This is a genomic window from Lentilactobacillus sp. SPB1-3 (assembly GCF_026913205.2).
In the GTDB taxonomy this organism is placed as follows: Bacteria; Bacillota; Bacilli; order Lactobacillales; family Lactobacillaceae; genus Lentilactobacillus; species Lentilactobacillus terminaliae.
Genome location: NZ_CP168151.1, coordinates 951,557 through 974,203, shown reverse-complemented (window position 1 = coordinate 974,203; position 22,647 = coordinate 951,557). Strand labels below are relative to the sequence as shown.

24 protein-coding genes and 1 other annotated feature are annotated in these 22,647 nt (G+C 37.3%); of the genes, 5 read left to right on the top strand and 19 right to left on the bottom strand.

Translation table 11 applies throughout. The features are described 5' to 3' along the window. Nucleotides 1-84: 84 nt before the first annotated feature. Nucleotides 85-1,005, bottom strand: coding sequence for a tRNA (adenosine(37)-N6)-dimethylallyltransferase MiaA (miaA, locus tag O0236_RS04870; RefSeq protein ID WP_268912988.1), 921 nt, complete (start codon nucleotides 1,003-1,005; stop codon nucleotides 85-87). 123 nt (nucleotides 1,006-1,128) lie between these two features. On the opposite strand from miaA, the gene O0236_RS04865 reads away from it, so the two are divergent. Next, entirely contained in the window at nucleotides 1,129-1,305 is a 177-nt protein-coding gene (locus tag O0236_RS04865) for a DUF3042 family protein (protein WP_268912987.1), read from the top strand. Between the two features lie 60 nt (nucleotides 1,306-1,365). On the opposite strand, the gene O0236_RS04860 is transcribed toward O0236_RS04865, so the two are convergent. The 7 genes from O0236_RS04860 to O0236_RS04830 form a co-directional block, all read right to left on the bottom strand. Continuing rightward, on the bottom strand, nucleotides 1,366-1,779 hold the full coding sequence (locus O0236_RS04860; protein WP_268912986.1) for a rhodanese-like domain-containing protein: 414 nt from the start codon (nucleotides 1,777-1,779) through the stop codon (nucleotides 1,366-1,368). Nucleotides 1,780-1,803: 24 nt separating this feature from the next. Beyond that, complete coding sequence (locus tag O0236_RS04855) at nucleotides 1,804-2,772, bottom strand: ROK family glucokinase (protein ID WP_268912985.1); 969 nt, start codon at nucleotides 2,770-2,772, stop codon at nucleotides 1,804-1,806. Between the two features lie 12 nt (nucleotides 2,773-2,784). After that, on the bottom strand, nucleotides 2,785-2,997 hold the full coding sequence (locus tag O0236_RS04850) for a YqgQ family protein (RefSeq protein WP_125008104.1): 213 nt from the start codon (nucleotides 2,995-2,997) through the stop codon (nucleotides 2,785-2,787). Between the two features lie 44 nt (nucleotides 2,998-3,041). Then, nucleotides 3,042-3,653 (bottom strand): rhomboid family intramembrane serine protease, encoded by a 612-nt coding sequence (locus O0236_RS04845; RefSeq protein ID WP_268913306.1) that lies wholly within the window; start codon nucleotides 3,651-3,653, stop codon nucleotides 3,042-3,044. A 56-nt stretch (nucleotides 3,654-3,709) separates the two neighbouring features. Next, nucleotides 3,710-4,249, bottom strand: coding sequence for a 5-formyltetrahydrofolate cyclo-ligase (locus tag O0236_RS04840; protein WP_268912984.1), 540 nt, complete (start codon nucleotides 4,247-4,249; stop codon nucleotides 3,710-3,712). Nucleotides 4,250-4,336: 87 nt separating this feature from the next. Beyond that, a complete protein-coding gene (rpmG, locus tag O0236_RS04835; RefSeq protein WP_078256956.1) occupies nucleotides 4,337-4,486 on the bottom strand; it encodes a 50S ribosomal protein L33 in 150 nt (49 codons plus the stop codon). 110 nt (nucleotides 4,487-4,596) lie between these two features. Further along, nucleotides 4,597-6,645 (bottom strand): peptidoglycan D,D-transpeptidase FtsI family protein, encoded by a 2,049-nt coding sequence (locus O0236_RS04830; RefSeq protein ID WP_268912983.1) that lies wholly within the window; start codon nucleotides 6,643-6,645, stop codon nucleotides 4,597-4,599. Between the two features lie 127 nt (nucleotides 6,646-6,772). Between O0236_RS04830 and O0236_RS04825 the strand changes: the two genes are divergently transcribed. Next, the gene (locus O0236_RS04825) at nucleotides 6,773-9,388 is read left to right on the top strand and encodes a YfhO family protein (protein ID WP_268912982.1); all 2,616 of its coding nucleotides are present in this window, start codon (nucleotides 6,773-6,775) and stop codon (nucleotides 9,386-9,388) included. 53 nt (nucleotides 9,389-9,441) lie between these two features. On the opposite strand, the gene O0236_RS04820 is transcribed toward O0236_RS04825, so the two are convergent. From O0236_RS04820 to O0236_RS04780, 9 genes are all read right to left on the bottom strand, one after another. Next, complete coding sequence (locus O0236_RS04820; RefSeq protein WP_268912981.1) at nucleotides 9,442-9,753, bottom strand: HesB/YadR/YfhF family protein; 312 nt, start codon at nucleotides 9,751-9,753, stop codon at nucleotides 9,442-9,444. 119 nt (nucleotides 9,754-9,872) lie between these two features. After that, a complete protein-coding gene (gene greA / locus O0236_RS04815) occupies nucleotides 9,873-10,346 on the bottom strand; it encodes a transcription elongation factor GreA (protein ID WP_268912980.1) in 474 nt (157 codons plus the stop codon). Nucleotides 10,347-10,362: 16 nt separating this feature from the next. Continuing rightward, a complete protein-coding gene (udk, locus tag O0236_RS04810; RefSeq protein ID WP_268912979.1) occupies nucleotides 10,363-11,034 on the bottom strand; it encodes a uridine kinase in 672 nt (223 codons plus the stop codon). An 18-nt stretch (nucleotides 11,035-11,052) separates the two neighbouring features. Next, a complete protein-coding gene (gene mltG / locus O0236_RS04805; protein ID WP_268912978.1) occupies nucleotides 11,053-12,171 on the bottom strand; it encodes an endolytic transglycosylase MltG in 1,119 nt (372 codons plus the stop codon). Nucleotides 12,172-12,217: 46 nt separating this feature from the next. Continuing rightward, entirely contained in the window at nucleotides 12,218-14,629 is a 2,412-nt protein-coding gene (pheT, locus tag O0236_RS04800; protein WP_268912977.1) for a phenylalanine--tRNA ligase subunit beta, read from the bottom strand. Between the two features lies 1 nt (nucleotide 14,630). Next, nucleotides 14,631-15,680: a phenylalanine--tRNA ligase subunit alpha gene (gene pheS, locus O0236_RS04795; RefSeq protein WP_268912976.1), complete on the bottom strand. Its 1,050-nt coding sequence runs from the start codon at nucleotides 15,678-15,680 to the stop codon at nucleotides 14,631-14,633. Between the two features lie 44 nt (nucleotides 15,681-15,724). Then, nucleotides 15,725-15,954, bottom strand: a binding site (T-box leader). 36 nt (nucleotides 15,955-15,990) lie between these two features. After that, nucleotides 15,991-16,341 (bottom strand): winged helix-turn-helix transcriptional regulator, encoded by a 351-nt coding sequence (locus O0236_RS04790; protein WP_268912975.1) that lies wholly within the window; start codon nucleotides 16,339-16,341, stop codon nucleotides 15,991-15,993. Between the two features lie 15 nt (nucleotides 16,342-16,356). Then, complete coding sequence (locus tag O0236_RS04785) at nucleotides 16,357-16,839, bottom strand: HD domain-containing protein (RefSeq protein ID WP_268912974.1); 483 nt, start codon at nucleotides 16,837-16,839, stop codon at nucleotides 16,357-16,359. Between the two features lie 68 nt (nucleotides 16,840-16,907). Continuing rightward, on the bottom strand, nucleotides 16,908-17,675 hold the full coding sequence (locus tag O0236_RS04780) for a TrmH family RNA methyltransferase (protein ID WP_268912973.1): 768 nt from the start codon (nucleotides 17,673-17,675) through the stop codon (nucleotides 16,908-16,910). Between the two features lie 46 nt (nucleotides 17,676-17,721). Between O0236_RS04780 and O0236_RS04775 the strand changes: the two genes are divergently transcribed. Both O0236_RS04775 and yidC read left to right on the top strand, forming a co-directional pair. After that, a complete protein-coding gene (locus tag O0236_RS04775; RefSeq protein ID WP_268912972.1) occupies nucleotides 17,722-17,997 on the top strand; it encodes an acylphosphatase in 276 nt (91 codons plus the stop codon). A 72-nt stretch (nucleotides 17,998-18,069) separates the two neighbouring features. Then, nucleotides 18,070-19,011, top strand: a complete 942-nt coding sequence (gene yidC / locus O0236_RS04770) for a membrane protein insertase YidC (protein ID WP_268912971.1) — start codon at nucleotides 18,070-18,072, stop codon at nucleotides 19,009-19,011. Between the two features lie 122 nt (nucleotides 19,012-19,133). On the opposite strand, the gene O0236_RS04765 is transcribed toward yidC, so the two are convergent. Together O0236_RS04765 and O0236_RS04760 are read right to left on the bottom strand one after the other, a co-directional pair. After that, complete coding sequence (locus tag O0236_RS04765) at nucleotides 19,134-20,690, bottom strand: HAMP domain-containing histidine kinase (protein WP_268912970.1); 1,557 nt, start codon at nucleotides 20,688-20,690, stop codon at nucleotides 19,134-19,136. Further along, complete coding sequence (locus O0236_RS04760; RefSeq protein WP_125008088.1) at nucleotides 20,687-21,373, bottom strand: response regulator transcription factor; 687 nt, start codon at nucleotides 21,371-21,373, stop codon at nucleotides 20,687-20,689. The genes O0236_RS04765 and O0236_RS04760 overlap by 4 nt, the downstream gene beginning before the upstream one ends. 218 nt (nucleotides 21,374-21,591) lie before the next feature. Here O0236_RS04760 and adhP point away from each other — a divergent pair, with 218 nt between their 5' ends. Beyond that, nucleotides 21,592-22,608: an alcohol dehydrogenase AdhP gene (gene adhP, locus O0236_RS04755; protein WP_268912969.1), complete on the top strand. Its 1,017-nt coding sequence runs from the start codon at nucleotides 21,592-21,594 to the stop codon at nucleotides 22,606-22,608. The last annotated feature ends 39 nt before the right edge of the window (nucleotides 22,609-22,647 follow it).

Below are 22,647 nucleotides of genomic sequence, written 5' to 3'. Positions count from 1 at the left end.
CTCCACCAAAACATAATTTAATAATATCATTTACCAGTCAATAGTCAACTTCATATGTCATAAAATATAACATTTAATAAAATCCTAGTTTTTCAGCCATTCACGCGCATCTTCAATGATTTCATCAACCGTATTTTCGTGTTGAATCAAGTTATACCAATTTGATTTCACCTTATGTCTAAACCATGTTAATTGGCGTTTAGCATAATGACGAGAGTCTTGTTTAACTTTGGCAATCGCATTTTCTTTAGAAGTTTGGTTATCAAAATAATCGAATAATTCGTGATAGCCAATCCCCTGACTAGCTGATAAACTTCTACCGCCTTGATCATATAGCCACCGAGCTTCTTTAAACAAACCTTCTTCGACCATAATATCTACTCGACGATTAATGCGGTCATATAGTAATTCTCTATCAGCAGTTAGCGTAACGTATTTAAAATCCAGATTGGATTCGTTGTTAATTTGTTCTGAGAACCTCTCACCCGTCTGCAAATACACTTCTAAAGCCCGAATAACTCGTCTTTGATTAGTTGCCGGTATTTTTTCGGCAGCTTTAGGATCGACTTTAAGCAGCCAGTCATGCATTGCTTGATAACCCATCTCGGTCGCTTTAGCAAGTAATTCTTGTCGAACTGGTGATTCACTGACATCTTGATTGCCACCTAAGTTCAATCCCTGTTCAAGTGCTTGCAAATAAAATCCAGTACCGCCAACAATGATTGGCAACTTACCAGCAGCTTCGATTTCTTTGATAGCCTCAATTGCATCTTCTACAAATCTAGCAACGGTATAGCGTTCATTGACATCGCAAATATCAATCAAATGATGAGGGATGCCCTGCATCTCTTCAGGTTTTATTTTGGCAGTTCCAATATCTAAGCCACGATAAACCTGCATTGAATCACCTGAAATAATTTCACCATTCAGTTGTTTTGCTAACTCTATCGATAGTTGAGTTTTACCAACTGCAGTTGGTCCAACGATTGCCAAAACTTTGTGCATTTTTTCTCTCCATTTCTATAATTGCTTTCTATATCCTATCATAAGAATTAGGACAATTAACTAGATAATTCACTGTAAATCAAGCATAATATAATTATAAACTAAGAAAAGGGGGCATTTAATATGAAGAAATTCACAGGTGGTTTATTCGTAGGAATCCTTGCCACATTAGCTGCACTATTCAGTGATCTGTTTACTTTTAAAAAGACTGTCGTAGATCCAATCGAAGAAGAAGAGGAACGTTTCGACGATAATCGCAGAAAAGCAATGCGTAAAAGTCGTTCTTCTCACCAAGGATAATCAGCAATTCGAAATAAAAAAGTTGGTATAAAACATGCAATTGTTTTATACCAACTTTTTTTAGATTTCGTCTTTTTTCTCTTTACCGTCCCAGTTTTGATAACCAGTCTTCAAGATGTAAATGTTCTTATAACCTTTTTTACCTAGGAGAACTGCAGCTCGCTTACTAACCGTTCTTCCTTGGTCATATAAGTAAACTGGTAAATCAGCTCTGATTTGAGCATAAAAACTACGAAGTGTTGAATATGGTAGGCTTCTAGCCCCAAGAATATGGCCACTTTTAAAGTTGCTTTTTTCTCGTAGATCAATAACTTGAGCTCGACGCATACCCTTTCTGAACTCTTCATTCGATAAATATGTAGCTACTTGTCGAACCTGATAATTTTGAAAAGTATAATAACCAAACCAAGCTAATAATAAAATTACCAACACAATCCACGATATTAAACTTCCACTAATTGCAGCAACATTCACTTGTTACTTCACTCCTTTAAATTCTTACATTGATTTTGTTTGTAAGGCTAATGATGCGGCACCAATAACACCAGCATCATTACCTAATTGAGCTAACTTAAGTCTAGTTGAATCTCTAACAGATGGAAAGGCATTTTCTTGGAATGATCTTGTCGTTGGTTGTAACAAAGTGTTACCAGCACCTGAAACTCCACCACCGATGATAATGTTTTCTGGGTTCAAAATATTACCAATATGTGAAAGTGCCAAACCTAAGTATGAACATACACGGTTAACGATTTGGTTAGCCAAGATATCACCATTGTCTGCTAAGAAGAAAATCAATTTCGATGTAATGTCTTCATCATTGTCGATCAATTCCTTGATTCGTGAATGACCAGTAAAGTTAGCAGCAGTATCCTTAGCAACATTTACAACACCAGTAGCTGATGCGTATTGTTCCAAACAACCGCGTTTACCACAAGTACATAAGAAACCATTCTTCTCAACACAGATGTGACCGATTTCTCCGGCACTACCATTAATACCGTGGGCTAAGTGACCGTCAACAACGACACCACCACCAACACCAGTACCAAGAGTAACGAAGACCACGTCATCCGCGTCGTTTCCGGCACCCTTCCAAAATTCACCAAGAGCTGCACAGTTAGCATCGTTGTCGATAAAGATTGGCAATTTTAGTGCTCCACTAATTTGCTGACGAACCGGTTGCACTTCTTTCCAGTTGAGGTTGTAAGCACCAACTACAGTTCCTTCGTCACGATTTACCGTCCCTGGAGTACCCATTCCGATTCCAATGAAATCATCAGAATTATAATCTTCTCTTCTCATTTGATCTTCAATGGATTTGATCATATTTGGAACAATGTGTGACCCTTCATCGGTAATGTCCGTAATGATTCTCCACTTAGAAAGAACATTCCCCTGTTCATCAAGAAAAGCAAATTTTGTTGTGGTTCCCCCTAAATCGATTCCAATCAATTTCTTTGCCATGCTTACTTCCTCCTAGATATCTTTATCTTGTTTTTGCTCCTCCACACGATGTTCTCGAGTTAAAACCATTTTGGCGTGCAAAAAATCATTTTGAGAAATAAGTTTGGCTTCATGCAGATGGTCGAGTTCTAACGCCATAACTTCAATATCCCAAATTCTTTTTCCAACGTAAACGTAAATATCGAACTTTTTTAGAAGCTGTTGAACATCATATAGCGTTTTCATTATCTCACATCCTAATAAAAATTTCTTTCAATTTCGAAAATTTTTTACATGTTTTTTCGAAAACCGAGGTATAAAATTGCTCCCGCAACAAATAATAACATGATTGACGAAATAATTCGTTTAATTCTGGGAATTTTGTCGAAATTCACGCCAACAATGTATGCGCTTAAGAAGCCGGCAATTAAGCCTCCGATGTGTCCAGCAATATCGATGCCGGATACGAACAAATCCATACCAATATTAAGCGCAACAAACAGCAAAAATGTCCGTGCTAACGACACGATCATCGGATTATCTTGGAAGCTTTCACCTAACATTAAGAACGCTCCAAACAGCCCAAATATCGCGGTACTAGCACCTGCTGATATGCCATCATTAAATGCGAAGCTAGCAAAGTTCCCGATAATTCCAGAAATCATAAAAATCGCAAAAAACCGGGCGTGTCCGAAAATATTTTCCACATATTGACCGATAAAGTACAATGTGATTCCGTTCATCAATATATGCATGAATCCGATGTGAATAAAAATCGGGGTAATAAATCGCCAATATTGGCCTTCCACGATCAACGGATTATATTTAGCACCAAACTCCACTAACACAGCTGGGTTTTCTGTGCCACCACTAAGCGTCATGATTCCGAATACTACAACCATAATCGCTAATAAAGAATAAGTCACAAACGGTTTTTGTCTAATCAAGATTGTTCTCCTTAATGGTATATATTTTTTATCAAAACATCATAGTCGGTGACGTCCCACTTTGCAACCGGAAAATATTGTGGTTTTAAAGCTAACGAAACTGTCTCACCGACATAATTTCTCAGATATCGATCATAAAATCCAGCACCAAACCCGACACGGGCTCCATCAGGAGCGAATGCAAGTCCAGGAACAACGATTAAATCAATATCGCTTGCATTGATCACAGAACCATTTATTGGCTCAGAAACGCCAAATTTGGTCTTCTCAAGGCTTGTTTCACTATTAAGTTCAACAAATTCCATTTTAAAATTGGGCAGAGTCCTTGGAATTACCATCCGTTTTCCCGTGGCATTGCCTTGATCAATAATTGGTTGAGTGTCAAGTTCACCCGCCATGCTTAAAGTCACTCCGATTGTTTGACTACTTTTGAATAGAGGCGAAGAAAACAACTGCAGATATAGATTATGTGCATTCTTCTGCCCATCATCAGTTTTTAGATACTCTGTTAGGATCGGGATAACTTCTGCGCGAATGTCTTTCTTGTTCATTTAACCACCTACCCTAACTAATTAGTATTCATTCCACTTATTAATATAATTGAGCAAAATAAAAAGGTTTGGGTAACCACCCAAACCTTACTTAGTTTCGCGATGTAATGTAACTTTACGGTCACGAGGGCAATACTTGTTAAGCTCCAAACGGTCTGGGTTGTTACGACGGTTCTTGCTTGATAAGTATGTGCGTTCGTGGCATTCAGTACATTCCATAGTAATGTGTACTCGCATGGAATATAACCTCCAAACTTTTAATATGGCTAATAATAACCTTAACTCTTGATATTCTAACATCAAAGAAGAAAAATTACTAGCATTATCTAGATAAATGTTAAGTAAATTTACTTAACAGTTGATTTTGACTGTACCGTTGACCAGTAAGCTGAGTAAATTTGCTTAGCTAACTGCATATTGTTACTTTCAGCGTTTACTCCTAAGTTAGGCATTGCCAATGCAACTACCACTTGAGGATCCTTAGATGGAGCAAATGATGCCAAACTCAAAGTAACTGTTTCTGTACCATTATAAAATGTTTGAGCAGTACCAGTCTTAGCTGAAATTTCAGGTTTGATAGTATCCAACTGACCACCTGTTTTGTATTGATTACTACCATGGACCACTTGATACAATCCACGTTTAACCAATGCACGTTGGGCAGGAGTCATGCTGACATAATTCATAACATTAGGAGTCACTGTATCCTTGATTGCACCCATTTTTCCGTTCTTTTGGGTTCCTCTAACTGCGGCTACGATATGTGGTTGAATTCGATAACCACCATTGGCAATTGTTGACATATACTGAGCAACTTGCATTGTAGTATAAGCATCGTAGTTACCAAATGATAAATCAAGGGCAGAACCAATATGAGCAAAATCACTTTTACCTTTCAAACCAGTTGTTTCACCAGGAATATCAATCCCAGTTTTAATACCTAATCCAAATTGTGCAAAGTTATCTCTCATCTTAGTAAAGATAGATGGGTTCATGGTAAGCGCACCACCAGGAACATAATTAAATTTGGCTTCCTTCATGGCTAACTGCATCATGTACGAGTTAGAAGAAACTTCTAGTGCTCCTGCGGCATCAACAGAGATATCAGCGGCACCCTTCTTGTTAAACCATGAAGACTTAGTAACTCCACCAATGTTAATAGGTTTATCAACTAACACACTATTATTTGGTGTGATCACTCCATCCTGAAGAGCTCCAGAAACCATGGCTCCCTTAACAACAGAACCCATAACAATGGAACTGTTAATATTACCCAAATCATTACTTCTGATCTTTTGAGTTGCAGGATCTCTATCAACCCCGGCCATTCCATAAATTGCACCATTATGAGGATTCATAACAACTGCATATGTTCCAGTCGAATATCCCCCAGCACCTTCTTCAGCAGATTTGACCAATGAAGATAATTTTTTCTGGAAGTTGGCGTTAATCGTCAATTGAAGGTTATCACCCTTTTGACCACCATACTTGGTAACCTCTTTAGTAATCTTGTTTTGACTATTCAAGAAAACTTGTGTTTGAGATTTAGAACCACTTAGAACTGGTTCATACTTCTGTTCCAGGTAACTTTGACCAACTTGGTCATTTCTAGAGTATCCTTCAGCAAGTAATTGATTAACCTCATCGGCAGGCAAACCAGCTTTTTCACTTGAAACCGTGCCTGTTAGTCCTTGAATTGACTGACCATCAGGATAATTTCGGCTCCAGCTGGTTCCGATATTAACACCTTGAAGTTCACCCAAATGTTCTCCAACTTGAGCAATTTCACCACTGGTAACGCCACTGTTCTTGATATTAGTAGTAGATAATTGATATGCACCGCTCATCTTGGCGTAAATTTCAGCAGCATTTTTTTCAGCCGCTGTGAATTTAACATTATGATTTTGGACATAATCCAAAGCCTTATTGTATTTAGCATCGGCACTGTATTGTTCGCTGTTAGGAATTTTAGCTAAGACAGCTTTCAAATTATCATTATTAGCCAAGTAATAATCAGCTAACTGACGAGGTGTCAAAGTTCCGGTGGGAACCTTGACATACTTTCCAAGATTGGAAGCCGTTTGATAAATATCACTAGAGAGTTCGTTCACACTCTTAGTATAAGTGATTGCTTGGTGGGCTGAATTACCAACCAAAACCTTACCAGTAGAATCGTAAATCATCCCCCGTTGAACATTACCTGTAACAACTGTGGAATCATTTCGATTTACTTCTGCCTTAAACTTAGTTCCACTTACAACCTGTAAGTACGCTAATTGAGTCAATAAAGCAATAAACAAGACTCCAACTATCGCAAAAATCACATTGATTCGAAACGGTAGTGAAGCCGTTTTGGAACTCTTATTTTTTGAAGACTTACGATTAAATAATTTCAATTTTCTTAACTCCTTGCATAGGCTTAATTCTATCAGAATTACTGCTTAAAAACTAGAATGCTTACACAATCTTTAACTAATTTATGCTATTCTAGCAAATGTTAATAAGTAATAAAGGATGGCACCTATGAAATCAAAAAAACTAGTTTATTTTCTCAGCTTCCTGATTCCACTGTTAATCGTCTCTGGATATTTCATCTTCAGATCTTTTGCACCATTTGGCAGTTCGTCCGTATTAACAGTCGATTTGGGACAGCAATATGTTGATTTTTTTGCATTCTATAAGCACGCAATGCTTAATGACCCCTCGTCTATTCTTTACAGCTTTCAAAAGGCGTTAGGTGGCAACATGTTGGGAACTTGGAGCTATTACTTAATGAGCCCGCTCAACTTAATATTCTTGTTATTTCCAATGAAACTGTTACCTGCAGCAATTGGCATCGTCACAATTTTAAAATACTCACTGTCAGGATTGACCTTCAGTATTTTCTTAGTTCATCGATTTAAGGAAAAATCTTTATCAGTGATTACATTTTCAGTTTCATACGCGTTAATGGGTTGGATGGTCGCCAATCAATTAAACCTATTGTGGTTAGATGCAGTGATCTTATTGCCACTAATTTTCTTAGGCCTAGAAAAATTGATGCATAAAAAATGGTCACCATTATTTATCATTTCCATGGCAGCAATGTTAATGATCAATTATTACATGGCTTACATGATTGCTATCTTTACCACATTGTACTTGCTCTTATTCACGATTCCGTTGGTTAAATCATTTACTGAATACTTAAAACACATGATGAGATATATTGGCAATTTTCTAATTGCTGTTTTGTTATCGGCTTGGATCACAGTGCCGACCTTCATTGCACTGCAAAATAGTAAAGTTGCTTACTCCAGTAACGAATTAAAATTCAAGTTTGAATACAACCCGCTATTAATGATTGGTAAATTCATTAATGGATCATTCGATTTTAAACAGATGCCAAATGGAACACCCAATTTATTCGTAGCCAGTTTAGTTATTTTTGCATTTATTTATTTCTTCGTCTCACCAAGAACTTCAAAAATCGATAAAATTTTGAGTTTAGGATTAACCGCATTTTTCATCTTATCAATGTGCTTTAATCCATTAGATATTTTTTGGCACGCTTTTCAACTGCCAGTCTGGTACTCATACCGGTTTGCATATATTTTCTCTTTCTGGATGATAGTCATTGCTTATAAGGCCTATTTATCGATAGTTCACGAAGGATTGAATCGACGTGCTCTGATCATTTCCAGTGGAATCATTGCTTTGGGATTGCTCTATATTTTAGTTAACCTATCCAAATTTGAGTATCTCAGCACTGACGCATTTACCTTTGGCGTCATTTATGTGGTTGCCACGATTGCTTTGATCTCAATTCAAGATATTATTCCCACAGTGCGAATTCTTCAGCTCGGACTATTGATTTTAGTTAGTGGCGAAATGAGTTTAAATCTAGTCAATTCGCTGAACAACATATCGTATTTAAGTTCCAGCGATTACACAAAATTTGCTCAGATGACTGAACAGTCCACGGATATACTTAAGCAACGCGATCACAATTTTTATCGAGTTGGTAAAACTTTTCAACGTTCTAAAAATGATGCTTTGACTGCCGGCTATAATGGCGGTTCTAATTTTTCATCAACTTTAGAAAATAACGTTTCAAAGTTTTATGGTGATATGGGTAATCCAAATGGTGATGCATTTGTCGTTTATACTAATCCAACACTTTTCACTGATTCATTACTTGGGTTCAAATATTTGATCACTGAAAATCCATTTGCAACTAAGAGTTCTAATACGATTTTTAATACCCTTACCAATTTAAATACTAACCGGCCTGAATTATCGGCTTACAATTTAATTGACCGAAATGCCTATCTCGACACCTATCAAAATCAAAACGCACTACCGCTCGTTTTTAGAAGCAACCTAAAAAATACACATCCAAAATATCAAAATGATGACCCAATCACCTATCAAAATGAATTAGCCAACAGTTTTGGCATGACTGGTAACTTATTGACTGAAATCAGCCCTTACGATTTCACGGCTGAAAATGCCACTCCCGTAAATAGTCTTAACAATGCCATCATCAATAAAAAATTGCTATTAAAAAAGGCATATATCGGCGCCAAAATCAAAATTAAAGCTCATAGTTCATTGTATATGACCATCAACGAACAGACTCCTGTGAGAGACATTTCAATCACTACCAACGGCGTTAAAATCAAACAATTCACACCGTTTAAGCACTCAGTGATCGTAAATATTGGTAATTCTAGTAATCACACCAAAATATTTGATATGAATATTAGTACTACCAAACAGAATATTTGGCTTTCATCAATTAAGTTCTATCAATTAAATCAACAAAAATTAGCCAATTGGGCAGCGAAAATCAAACAAGACTCCGTTAAGATTAATCAAACTAACAGTACCCACATTGTCGCTAATTTTAAACATCAAGATAATAAGACTATCGTCACTTCCATCCCCTATGATTCAGGATGGCATGCTGAAATCAAAAACAAGACAGTCCCAATTCATAAATGGGCAAACACATTTATCTATGTTAATAACCCTGGTGGTGCTAAGACAGTTAAATTCAGTTATCGTCCACAAGGTTTACTTTTAGGAATCGTGATTTCGTGCATCACATTAATTATCACACTAACTAGCACAGCAATCGTACGTCGCCGCAAATAAAAAATCCGATTTACACGTTGGTACGTGTGAATCGGATTTTTTATTGAATTGATTTATCCCAATTCGCCATTTTCTTCATAGCGATATGTGACATTGTCACCTAATTCAGGATCAAAATCGACTGTGAGATCATAACCCTTAAAGAACCATTCGTCGCCCTGATCAACAAAGAATTTGATGCCATCCTTTTCGGTCTCAGAATACACTTTATTGGGATGATCATCTCGAGTTAGTGCCAATGAAAAGCCATCATGAACCGGTGTCTTACCATATACCTTGCCATAGAAACGAACTCCGTTACCACTACTTAAGCCCATTTCGTCCTCAAACCACTTACTTGCAGCGTCAGTTACTGTAATTTTCACATTTACCACCACCAAATCATTGTATTCGCTTACATCATTATAACATCATTAATTTTTTTCACAAAGTAAACTAAAGGCTCCCATCAAATTATGACGAGAGCCTCAGTTAAATCATTTGATTATTCAATTTTAGTAATCTTAACTTCCATGTTACCGGCAGGAATTTCAATTGTAACTACTTCATCAAGCTTGTGACCTAAAAGTCCTTTAGCGATTGGTGATTCGTTAGAAATCTTACCTGACATCGGATCTGCTTCAGCGGCTCCGACGATTTGATAACTTTCTGGTTCTTCATCCGGAAGTTCTTGGAATGTCACAGTCTTACCAACTGTAACTTCGTTCTTATCTGTACCGTTTGCATCAATGATTTCTGCATATTGAAGCATGTGTTCAACAGTTTGAATACGGCCTTCCAACATACTTTGTTCGTCCTTAGCTGATTCATATTCAGAATTTTCTGATAAATCACCATATGAACGAGCAATTTTGATTCTTTCGACCACTTTAGGACGTTGAACTAGTTTCAAGTCCTCAAGTTCTTCTTGTAATTTTTGGCGGCCTTCAGCCGTCATTGGATAACTATCTTCAGCCATTAAAAAGTCTCCTTAATTAGATTGTTGAATCTTGATTATTTGCAACATGTTCGTTACCACGTTTTAACAGAATTGAACGAATTTTAGTTGTCAATAAGTCAATTGCAACCTGGTTTTCGCCACCCTCGGGAACAATGATGTCCGCGTATCGTTTAGTGGGTTCCACGAATTGATGGTACATGGGTTTAACGGTACTTAAATATTGTTTGATGATACCCTCAAGGTCTCGACCACGCTCACCGTTATCACGTTCAATTCGACGAATGATGCGAATATCGTCATCAGTATCCACATAAACTTTAATATCCATCAAATCACGAAGTCGTTTATCATCTAAAATCAAAATACCTTCAATGATGATTACTTCGCGTGGTTCTTGATGAATGGTTTCTTGACTCCGAGTAAATTGAGAATAATCATAAACTGGTTTTTCAATAGCCTTATATTCCAACAAATCTTTTAATTGATCAATCAATAAATCAGTATCAAAAGCTAACGGGTGATCATAATTGACCGCCTTACGCTCTTCCATGGACATATCGCTTTGATCATTATAGTAAGAATCCTGCTGTAAAATCATAATTGAATTGTCAGCAAGCTCGTTAAATATTTTTCGACTAACAGTGGTTTTTCCACTACCTGAACCACCAGTGACCCCAATGACTACAGGTCTTTTTTCTGCGCTCATCTTAATGCTCCTCAGATTCTAGTTATTGTGCAAGTATTTGGCACTCTTGGCTTGGTGTTCTGCATACGTCTTTGAATAATACACCTTTCCAGTTTTAGTGTCAGCAACAAAATACAAATAATTCTTTGATCGATCAAGTGGTTTTAACACAGCTTGAATCGAGCTTAAACTTGGACTATCAAATGGTCCCGGTCCATAACCAGTATTTACATACAAGTTATATGGCGAATCATTTTGTAAATCTTTAGTGGTTAATTCCTTGTCGCGAACTCCCAGTGAATACAACACTGAAATATCTGACTGAATTGGCATATTGATCTTAATCCGGTTCATAAATACACCAGCAATCTTACGACGATCCGATTGACTCACGCCTTCTTTTTCAGCAAGTGAAGCCAACGTTAAGAATTGTTGAACAGTTAGCTTTTCTTTTTTAATCGATGAATAGTATGGCGTCAAAACTTGATTAGTTTTAGCCACCATTTGAGTAACTAAATCTTCAAGTGACATCTTCTTCTTCACTGGGTAAGTGGCTGGATATAGATAACCTTCAAGACGATATCTGACATCCTTTGCCTTCATGGCTGAACCAAGTAATTGAGGGTATTTCGCGTAAAGTGAATTGATAAACTTCTTATCTTTCATCAAATTAAGGAAATCCTTACTTGAAAAGTCAGTTGTTGAGCCAATTCGATAAGAAACGTCCTTAATGTTGGCCCCTTCCATGACTAAAATCTTACTTTGAGAACTTTGAATAGGTTCAGCACTTCCACCTTTTTGCAGTTCTTTAGCAATCGTTTTAAGACTCATTGAAGGCTTTAATTGATAGTAACCAGCCCGAAAGTTAGTTAAGTTATTAGATTTTACATAATAATCAAATACCATTCCACTTCGAACGATTTTTTGGTTTTGTAAGATCGAACCAATTTGTTTATTAGACACCCCAAGAGGAATATGAACTTGACTGACCTTTTCATTATTTGGATCAAGTGGCTTTAGAGATTTTTGAAAGTAGTTATATCCTAGCAGACCAAGCGTTGCAAGTAAGATCACTAAGATAGTAACCACAGTAATAATTATTTTTTTACCTAACCCCTTATTTGGTTTTGGTGTCGGGGTGGTTGGCTCGTTATTCATCAGCAGCTCCTCCTATTATTTCTTAAAGTTCATTATAGAGATGAAACTACCTAATTTCTGCATTTAACTCATCTGTTAAGTGTTTTTTAATTTTTTCCATTATCGCATTGACTTCATCATCTTTCAATGTGTCGTGTTGGTTAGCAAATGTCAGTGAATAAGCAAGTGACTTCTTGCCATCGACAACATTTTCACCTGTATAAAGATCGAAAAGCTCGGTCTTAACTAAGTATGCACCACCACGTTTAGCAATGATGTTGACAACATCGTCATTTGAAACGTTTTCGTCAACTAGTAAGGCAATATCTCTTTGAACACTTGGGAACTTAGAAATTGGAGTAAATTGATCAGCATTCTTTGGCATTGAGTCAAGAAGAGCAAAATCTAATTCAAATGCGTAAGTATCCTTGATCTTAAATTGTTTTTCAATTGCAGGATGAATCTGACCGACAAAACCAACCTCTTTGCCATGAACTAAAACTTTGGCTGTTCGACCGGGATGCATTTCTTTGATGCTATCATCAGCAACAAATTCAACTTCACCATTAGTAGCAAAGTTACGAATAACTTGTTCAACCATTCCCTTTACAAGGAAGAAATCAGCCTTGACTGCACCATGACTCCAGCTCTTGTTAACAAAGTTGCCAGTGACAACTCCAGCAACGTGACTGACCTCAGTTGGACGAACTTGTTCTGCATTATCCTTGAAGAACACACGGCCATATTCATACAAAGCAATGTCTGATACTCGACGAGCTTGATTATAAGCAACATCATCGAGTAACCCAGATAATAAATTCATTCTTAGAACTGAATGATCTTTAGTCATTGGGAAACTAAGTTTAGTCTCCACAGATTCCCTAGTTAAGAACATTTTGGCTTTTTCATCCGTTGTTAACGAATATGAAATAGCTTGTGTTAATCCTAATCCTTCAAGGACTTGGCGAATTGCGCGTTCATTTTTTTGATTAGCAGTTAAGGCTCCGACACCCATTCGACCGGTTGGTAATGAAACTGGCAAATTGTCGTAACCGTAAATTCTAGCAACTTCTTCATTCAAGTCAGCAGGAATTTCAATATCCCAACGACGTGCGGGGATGGTTACATCTAAGCCGTCATTAATATTGACAGTAGTAAATCCAAGACGATCAAAAATATCTTTAATAGTTTCAGTGCTTAAATCAGTACCTAATACCTTGTTAACACTTTGTTCTGAAACATGAATGGTTGGCAATTCTCGTGGAGTATCAGTTGCTGAAATTATTCCTTGGGCAACTTGTCCATTTGCTAATTCAGCAATCATCTGAGCTGCTTCATTCAAAGCAGTTTCTACTGTATCATAGTTGATTCCTCGTTCAAAACGTTGTGAAGCTTCAGAATGTAATACCAATCTGCGAGCTGTTTTTCTAATCCGACTTGGATTAAAGATAGCTGATTCAATTAAGACATCAGTTGTCTTATCAGTAATTTCAGAGTTCAATCCGCCCATGATTCCGGCCAAAGCAACTGGTTTAGAATCGTCAGCGATCAAAGTATCAGTAGATACTAGTTCTCTTTCTTCGCCATCCAAAGTAGTGAATAATTCACCATCTTTGGCAGCTCGTACATGAATACCACCGTCAATTTGGTTACTATCAAAAGCATGCAATGGTTGACCATATTTAACTAGGATGTAATTGGTCACATCGACTACGTTGTTAATTGGTCGAATACCAGCAGTCCATAATCTAATCTGTAACCAAGTTGGACTTGGAGCGATTTTAACACCCTTAACTAATCTCAACTTATAAGTTGGTGCGAGTTCAGGATCAGCTTCTGCAGTTACTTCATCATTGGCCTTAACATCAGCATTTTCAGTAATTTCAGGTTCTTTGATTTCTGGATTTTGATTATAAATAGCAGCTAATTCATGAACTGTTCCCAAAACGCTTAACATGTCACCACGATTAGGAGTCACGTCTAAGTCGATGACGTCGTCATCCATGCCTAAATAACTGTAGACATCTTCGCCAACTGGAACCGAATCATCAAATACGTAAATTCCGTCTTCCCATTCCTTAGGAACAACATCTCTTGAAAAACCAATTTCGTCAAGCGCACAGATCATTCCGTTCGATTGAACACCACGCATCTTTGATTTCTTAATTTTGACGTTGCCACCGATTCTTGAACCAGGAAGAGCCACGATAACAGTTTGTCCGGCAGCAACATTCGGTGCTCCACAGACGATTTGTAATGGTTCTTCCTCACCAACATCAACCTGGCAAATATGCAAGTGGTCAGAATCTGGGTGATTCTCCATACTTAATACTTTTCCAGTGACGATTTTTTTCAAGCCATCATCTAACCGGCTAACTGAATCTACTTCCACAGCAGTTCTTTCAATTTTTTCGGCAAGCTCTTTGGCTGGAATGTTTAAATCTAAATATTCTTTTACCCATTTGTATGAAAGTTTCAATTTAATTACTCCTCTTGTCGAATTGATTTAGGAATCTAACATCGTTTAAATAGAAATCACGAATATCAGTTACCCCATATTGAAGCATTGCGAATCTATCTGGTCCAAGACCAAAGGCGAAACCACCGTAAACATCAGGGTCAACACCAGCCATTTTTAAGACATTTGGATGAACCATTCCAGCACCAAGAACTTCGATCCAACCTGTATGTTTGCAGACATCACAGCCTTTACCCATACAGTTAAAACAAGTAACATCCACTTCAACTGAAGGTTCAGTAAATGGGAAGTAACTTGGTCTGAGTCGAATATCAAATTTGTCACCAAAAATTTCATGAGTCATGGTGATTAAAGTACCCTTCAAATCAGCCATTGTAATATGTTCATCAATGACTAATCCTTCAACTTGGTGGAATTGGTGAGAGTGAGTAGGATCATCAGTATCACGACGATAAACGATACCTGGTGAAATCATTTTTAATGGTCCTTGACTAAAGTCATGCTTTTCTAGAGTTCTAGCTTGCATTGGTGAAGTTTGAGTTCTCATAAGAATGTCGTTCGTCAAATAGAACGTATCTTGCATATCACGTGCAGGATGATCCTTAGGAAGGTTCATCATTTCGAAATTATATTTTTCTTCTTCAACTTCTGGACCAGTTAAAACTTCGTATCCCATTCCTAAAAACAGATCCTCGATTTGATCGATAATTTGTTGGATAACATGCGGTTGGCCTTGAGGTAAATCAGTACCTGGTAAGGTAACATCGATCGATTCATTAGCAAGACGCGCATTCATTTGAGCGGTCTCCAAATTCTCTTTTTGAGCCGCGATAGCAGTTGTTAGGTCATCCCTGATCTCATTGGCATAACTACCAACCTCGGGACGTTGTTCAACTGGCAAATCCTTGATAGATCTTAAAGCTGTGGTAATTGGGCCTTTTTTACCAAGCAAGTTGACACGAATATCATTTAATTCTTTCAGATTATCTGTTTGCTGGATAATCTCTAAGTTCTTGGTTCTAATGTTAGTTAAGTCTTCTCTTAAAGACATAGAATCCCTCCAATATTTTAGGCACAAAAAAAGCCCCATCCCATAAAAGGGACGAGGTTTCTCGCGGTACCACCCTAGTTTACATCTACCCAAGCATTGGGTCAGATGAACACTCAAATCGATAACGGCGATAACCGGAAAATTTTTCGTTTATTAAAACTCCCAATTTCAGCTCAAAAGATGAATTCAATTAATCTAATTCCTTTGGTCCCACTATCCCAAAAGTCTCTGGCCAATTAGATTAACCTACTACTTCTTTTTACAACGCATTTACTCTAAAATAATAAGCTAAAACAAAAAAATGGTCAAGTTAACCTTCGTCAACTGGATACCATTTTTCAGACCAATCATGCAATTGAGTCATAATTGGAGCTAATTCACGTCCTTGATCAGTCAAGCAATATTCGATCAATGAAGAATCAGCATAATCATTTCTAACGATCACACCATCATTTTCCAATTCTCGTAAACGTTCTACAAGTACTCTATCGGAGCACTTAGGAATTTGTCTGGCGATTTCGCGGAATCGAAGTTTACCTTCTTGCAACAAAACGTCGATAATTAGACCGTTCCATTTTTTGCCTAAGAATGAAAAAGTTTTTTCAAATCGGGGACAAAGATAATAATTGATTGGTTCTTTTACAGAAAAACTAGTTCTCATATCGGATGCTCCTTTCTATACTTTTAGTCTTGCGGTAATTCGTTTTTTAAATGGTTGAATGAATTCATTAACTGCTTCATAGTCATCGACTAAAGAAACAATGACACTCTCACGATATTTGGGTCTCGCAAGTGTAACTCCCCACATATGTTTTAGAATAATGTCTTTTTCCATATCATTTAAATCAGTAATTTTTTCGGCATTTCTCAATGCAACTCGAGGATGAATGTATGCATGAGACCCAAGGTCAAACTTAGTAGTCCGCCAATCGTAGAAAAACAGATCATGAAGCAATCCAGCTCTGGCAACAGAACGATAATCTAAGTCCGCCCGTTTAGCAATCTTATAGCTATCGTAAGAAACAGATAAAGAATGCTCTAAGCGGGTAGAATTATGATGTTGAGTGTAATTAGCCAAACTCTGGACCAAATCGGTATCTAATAAATCCTTAACAATGGAAACATATAACTCGTCATTCTTCCACTCATCTCTTTGCATGCAATACCCCTTTTCTTAGTTTCTATTCAGAGAATACTAGCATTATACCAAATAATCAATTAAAATGACTAACTTTTTATAAGTTGAAACATTACAATTCCAGCAGCAACCGCAACATTTAATGACTCAGCATTGCCACGCATTGGAATATAAAGATTCTGATCAGTTTGTTCAAGAGTGTCTTCGCTCATCCCATTGCCTTCGTTACCCATAACTAAAGCGAAGTTTTCAGGTTGCCCAACTTCTTTATAAGACTTAGCGTCTTCATTTAATTCGGTACCAAATACAGGGATTTGTTGTTGCTTGAATGAAGTTATCCAATCATTAAGGTCACCTGAATACAGTGAAATATGAAAATGACTGCCTTGCATAGAACGAATTAACTTCGGATTGTAAATATCGACACTACTACCGCCTAAAACAACTCCATTAAGGCCGGCAGCATCCGCTGTTCGAACAATGGTACCAAGATTACCAGGATCTTGAACGTTATCTAATAATAACCAATGACCTGATAATTCTTCCGGAATTTCTTCATGATAAGAATCCAGTGGCAAGACAGCAAAAATTCCTTGAGGAGTCTTAGTATCTGAAATATGAGCAGCAATTTCAGGAGTAATTTGAAACAACTCGGTTTCTGAATTAAGATTAAGACCATCTAAATCCTCTGGGTCAACCACCATAAGTTCCTTAAATTGCTTACCACTTTTGATGGCTTCATCGATTAGATGCCAGCCTTCAATAATGTAAGAATTGGCACGAATACGTTGTTTTTTAGTTTGTAATTTTTTCCAGTCTTTGACTCGTTGATTTTGGTTTGAAGTTAAGAATTCCATTTTGGTTTCCTTTCAAATATCTTAAATATGATTTGGGGTTATTTTAATGCAAAAAACTGTCGACATAGTAGTATCAGGTTTAGTTCAAGGTGTTGGCTTCCGTTATAGCACCACTAATTTAGCTAAAACACTGAATATCCGTGGATTCGTTGAGAATTTACCAGACAACACCGTTCATATCGTTGCTACCGGAGAGGTATCACAACTTGATAAATTCATTCAAAAAGTTAAAACATCTCCTAGCCCATATGGCAAAGTTACTAATATCAAACTCAATTATACAACCTTAAAGGAAGCGAATGGGTTTTATGTTAAATATTAAATTGAAAACATCAAATAAATCTAGTAATATTTAACCTGTTATGTTATTAAAGATCAGAAAGGGTCTCAATTAATGAAAAAAACTAAATCACTGACGGTGTTTGGACTCATTTCCATGATGGCAATTTTGCTGAGTGGTTGTGTCCGAACTACCAAATCAGGACACCCATATGGGTTTGTCTATGACTATCTTGCTAGACCCGCTCAGGCGGTTATGGAATGGATAGCTGGTTTCACAGGTTCATACGGCTGGGCCATTATCGTTTTGACCGTTATTGTCAGAATGTTCTTACTACCAATGATGGTTAGACAGATGAAGAGCTCCACTATTCAACAGGAAAAAATGCAACTTATTCGCCCACAACTAAGCGAAATTCAAAAACGTCAAAAAGAAGCGAAGACTCCTGAAGAACAAGCAGCAGTCAGCCAAGCAATGATGGCAGTCTACAAGGAAAACAATATCTCGATGACAGGTGGAATCGGCTGTTTACCACTTTTGATTCAAATGCCGATCTTTGCTGCTTTATACGCCGCCATTCGTTACTCTCCTGAGTTATCTCATGAAGTGTTCATGGGCATTAAGCTTGGTCAAGCAAGTTGGGTTCTAGCTGTTCTTTCATTCCTAACTTACCTATTACAAAGCTACCTTTCACTAATAGGTATTCCTAAGGATCAAAAGAAGCAAACTGGTGCCATGTTATTGATGAGTCCAATTATGATTCTGTTATTCACAATTAACTCACCAGCCGGTTTAGGAATCTACTTCTTCATCGGTGGATTGTTCGCTTGTTTGCAAACCTTGATCATTAACTTGTATCGTCCAAGAATCAGAAAAGATGTTGCAGCTGAAATGAAGAATGTCAAAACAGTAAACGTTGACGATCTCATTCCAAAGCAACCCGCACCTTCTAATGAAGATACTAATTCTAACGATTCAAATACCAACAAACGCCCAAGTAGCGGTAATAATAGACAACGCAATGCCGGTAAGCAAAACCGAAACCATAAAGATTAATCTTTAGACCACTCAAATTTTATTTGGGTGGTTTTTTTATCTAATCAAAAATAACCCCATGAGTGCGATATTACATCCACACTCATGAGGTTATTTTTATAAATTATTCTGTTAAGCACATTTTATTCATCAGCATCACTGTGCTCTTCTGCATTAGGTTCTTCATCTGGTTGTGTTGAATCGTCATTGCTACCATTTCTTAAAATCGGAAATTTTATTTGAAAAATTGAACCATATCCTAATGAACTTTCAATTGAAATATCACCATGGTAAGCCTCAACTAATCGCTGAGCAATGGACAATCCTAAACCATTCCCACCTTTATCTCGAGAACGAGCCTTATCGACTCGGTAGAATCTGTTAAAGACTTTATCTACATCTTCACTAGCAATTCCCTCACCAAAGTCTTGGACCGCAATATTAACGGTAGAATCTGTACTAGAAATAGAAGTATGAATTTCCTTACGATCCTTGGAGTACTTAATGGCATTGTCGATTAAGATAACTAAAATCTGCTCCAAATGGTTTCGATAAATTTTCACGTACACATCATTGTACGTATCATTATCAACAATGAAGTTAAATTCTGGATGAATCATCTTGAAGTCATTATTAACTTGGTCAAAGACCTCATTGGCGTTGGTGATTTCATCACCGTAATTGATTTCAATTTGCTCGGCTCTGGAAAGATCGAGCATTTCTGCAACCAAACTCTGCATCCGCTTGGTTTCTTGTAAGGACGCCTTCAAGGACTCATCTAGGACTTGAGGATCATCCTTACCCCATCTAAGCAGCATTTCCATGTGGCCTTGAATGACAGCTACTGGAGTTCTTAACTCATGAGAAACATCCTCAACGAATTGACTTTGTTGGTTCATATAGCGTTGCGTTTGATCTAACATACCATTAAATAAGTTACCTAAATCAGAGATTTCATCATTAGTCTGTAATTCAGGAACCCGTTCATCTGAATCAGGATTTTCTTTGATTTCAGATATGGTCTTTTGGATTTCCTTCATGGGCTTTAAGAGTTCTGTAGCAAGAACATATGCAACCACTACCGAAATCAACACTGCCAAAATTAATAAGATACCCATGATCGCCAATAATTTTCTGACGGTTTGATGGTAATTAGCCAAGGTGTCGACCACCTGAATGTAACCAACCAAGGAGCCATTTCTTTTGGATAAGACTGGCATTCTACCAATCAACATTTCTTTGCCATCGACACTGGAAATGGAGATTTTTTTGGAATTAGCTGGCCTTAACTTAAAGTTAGATTCTCTAGATTCAAACAATAATTGCTTATCATTGTTGTAAACATTCACGACCATACTGTCTCTTGATAGATTAATAATCAGAGAATCAGAGTAAATGCTTTGGTGCGTCTGTTTATCAATTGGTACATTGTTATTATTTTCATTATCGATGTCTGGTCTCAAAACTGAATTAACGTTGTTTTTAGTAATCGGTGAATCAAAATTGGCCAGCCGACCCGAGACAGTCATCAAGGTGTCATTAATATAGCCTCTTTCTTGTTGGACTAAAACATTAGTGAACCGATTAAAAATCAACATTGAAAATACTAAGACAATCACAAATACACCAATAGATGTAAAAAAGGACCACTTAAATGTTAAAGAGATCCTTCTTTTTTTGGGACTAATTTCTTCGCTCATGAGCGCATCACGTAACCCGTACCTCTAACAGTTTGAATGTAACTATTCTCACCAGGACGGTCAATCTTGTTTCGTAAGTATCTGATGTAGACATCAACGACGTTAGTTTCAACTTCAGAATCATAACCCCAGACTTTGGTTAATAACACATCTCTAGCTAAAACAACGTCAACATTTTCCATCAATGCCAACAACAATTCATACTCACGCTTGGTTAAGTTGATAACTTCATCGCCACGACGAACGATTCGGCTCTCTTTTTCGATAGTCAAATCCTTAAAGACAACTGTCTTCTTGTTGCCCTTTTGTTGATCGTTTTCGATTTGAATTCGTCTCAACAATGCCCGAATTCTTGCCAATAATTCTTCGATTGCAAATGGTTTAACAATATAGTCATCTGCTCCATGATCAAATCCTGATACTCGATCGATCACAGAATCCCTTGCGGTCATCATTATAATTGGCGTATTTTTCTTTTCTCGTAATCTACGAGCAACTTCCATACCATTAAGTTCAGGAAGCATCAAATCTAGTAAAATTACGTCAAAATTATCATTTAATGCAGCATCTAATCCCTTGCGACCGTCTAGCTCTACTTGGGTTTCATAACCCTCATGCTGTAGCTCAAGCTCGACAAACCGGGAAAGATTTTTTTCATCTTCAATTATTAAAACTCGACTCATTTTACAATTCTCCTACGTAATCCTAATTAAGGTTCTTTTTAAATATTATTCTAATTCTAACATACTTAAGTGAAATAAGAGATATTTTCTCATTTAAGGTATATATGGAAATAATTTTCATTTTTCATCAATTTGTGTCTTTTTTCACTTGATAAAAGACTTGTTTGATTTATAATTAACTTTGTTTAAGAAAATAAATTTCAAAAGGATGGTATTATATGAAAGCAGCTGTTGTACGCGATTCTGTTGACGGATACGTTGACATTAAAGATGTTACTCTTCGCCCAATCGAACATGGTGAAGCTTTAGTTAAAGTGGAATATTGTGGTCTTTGTCACACAGACCTCCACGTTGCTGCCGGAGACTTTGGTGCAGTTCCAGGAAGAATCATCGGTCACGAAGGTGTTGGTAGAGTCATTCAAGTTGCTGACGATGTTGACAACTTAAAGATTGGTGACCGAGTATCAATCGCTTGGTTCTTCAAGGGCTGTGGTCATTGTGAATTCTGTAACACTGGTCGTGAAACTCTTTGCCGTAACGTTAAAAACTCTGGTTTCACTGTTGATGGTGCCATGGCAGAAGAAGTAATCGTTGATGCTAACTATGCCGTTAAGGTTCCTGAAGAACTTGACCCCATCGAAGCAACATCATTAACTTGTGCCGGCGTTACTATGTACAAAGCATTAAAAGTTGGTGACACTCGCCCAGGTCAATGGGTTGAAGTTGTTGGTGCCGGTGGTCTTGGTAACCTTGCCGTACAATTTGCTCACAATGTTTTTGGTGCTCACGTTGTTGCAGTTGATGGTAACGAACAAAAGTTACAAGCTGCTAAAGACAATGGTGCTGAAATTGGTATTGACCGTCATGATCCAGATGTTGCTGAACAAATTCAAGCAAAAGTTGGTGGTGTTCACAACGCCCAAGTTACTGCCGTTAACGCTGCTGCTTTCACTACTTCAGTTAACGCTCTTCGTCCAGATGGTAAATTAGTTGCCGTTGCCCTTCCTAAAGGTGACATGGCTCTTAACATCGACAAGACTGTTTTAGATGGTATCCAAGTTGCTGGTTCACTTGTTGGTACTCGTCAAGACTTAGCTGAAACTTTCCAATTCGGTGCTGAAGGTAAAGTTAAACCTATCGTTCACACTAGAAAGCTTGAAGAAATCAATGATATCATTGACGAAATGAAAGCCGGAAAAATTGTTGGTCGTATGGTTGTTGACTTTACTAAATAATCTTACAGTTTAATCCTTTAATAATCGAACTAACGAATA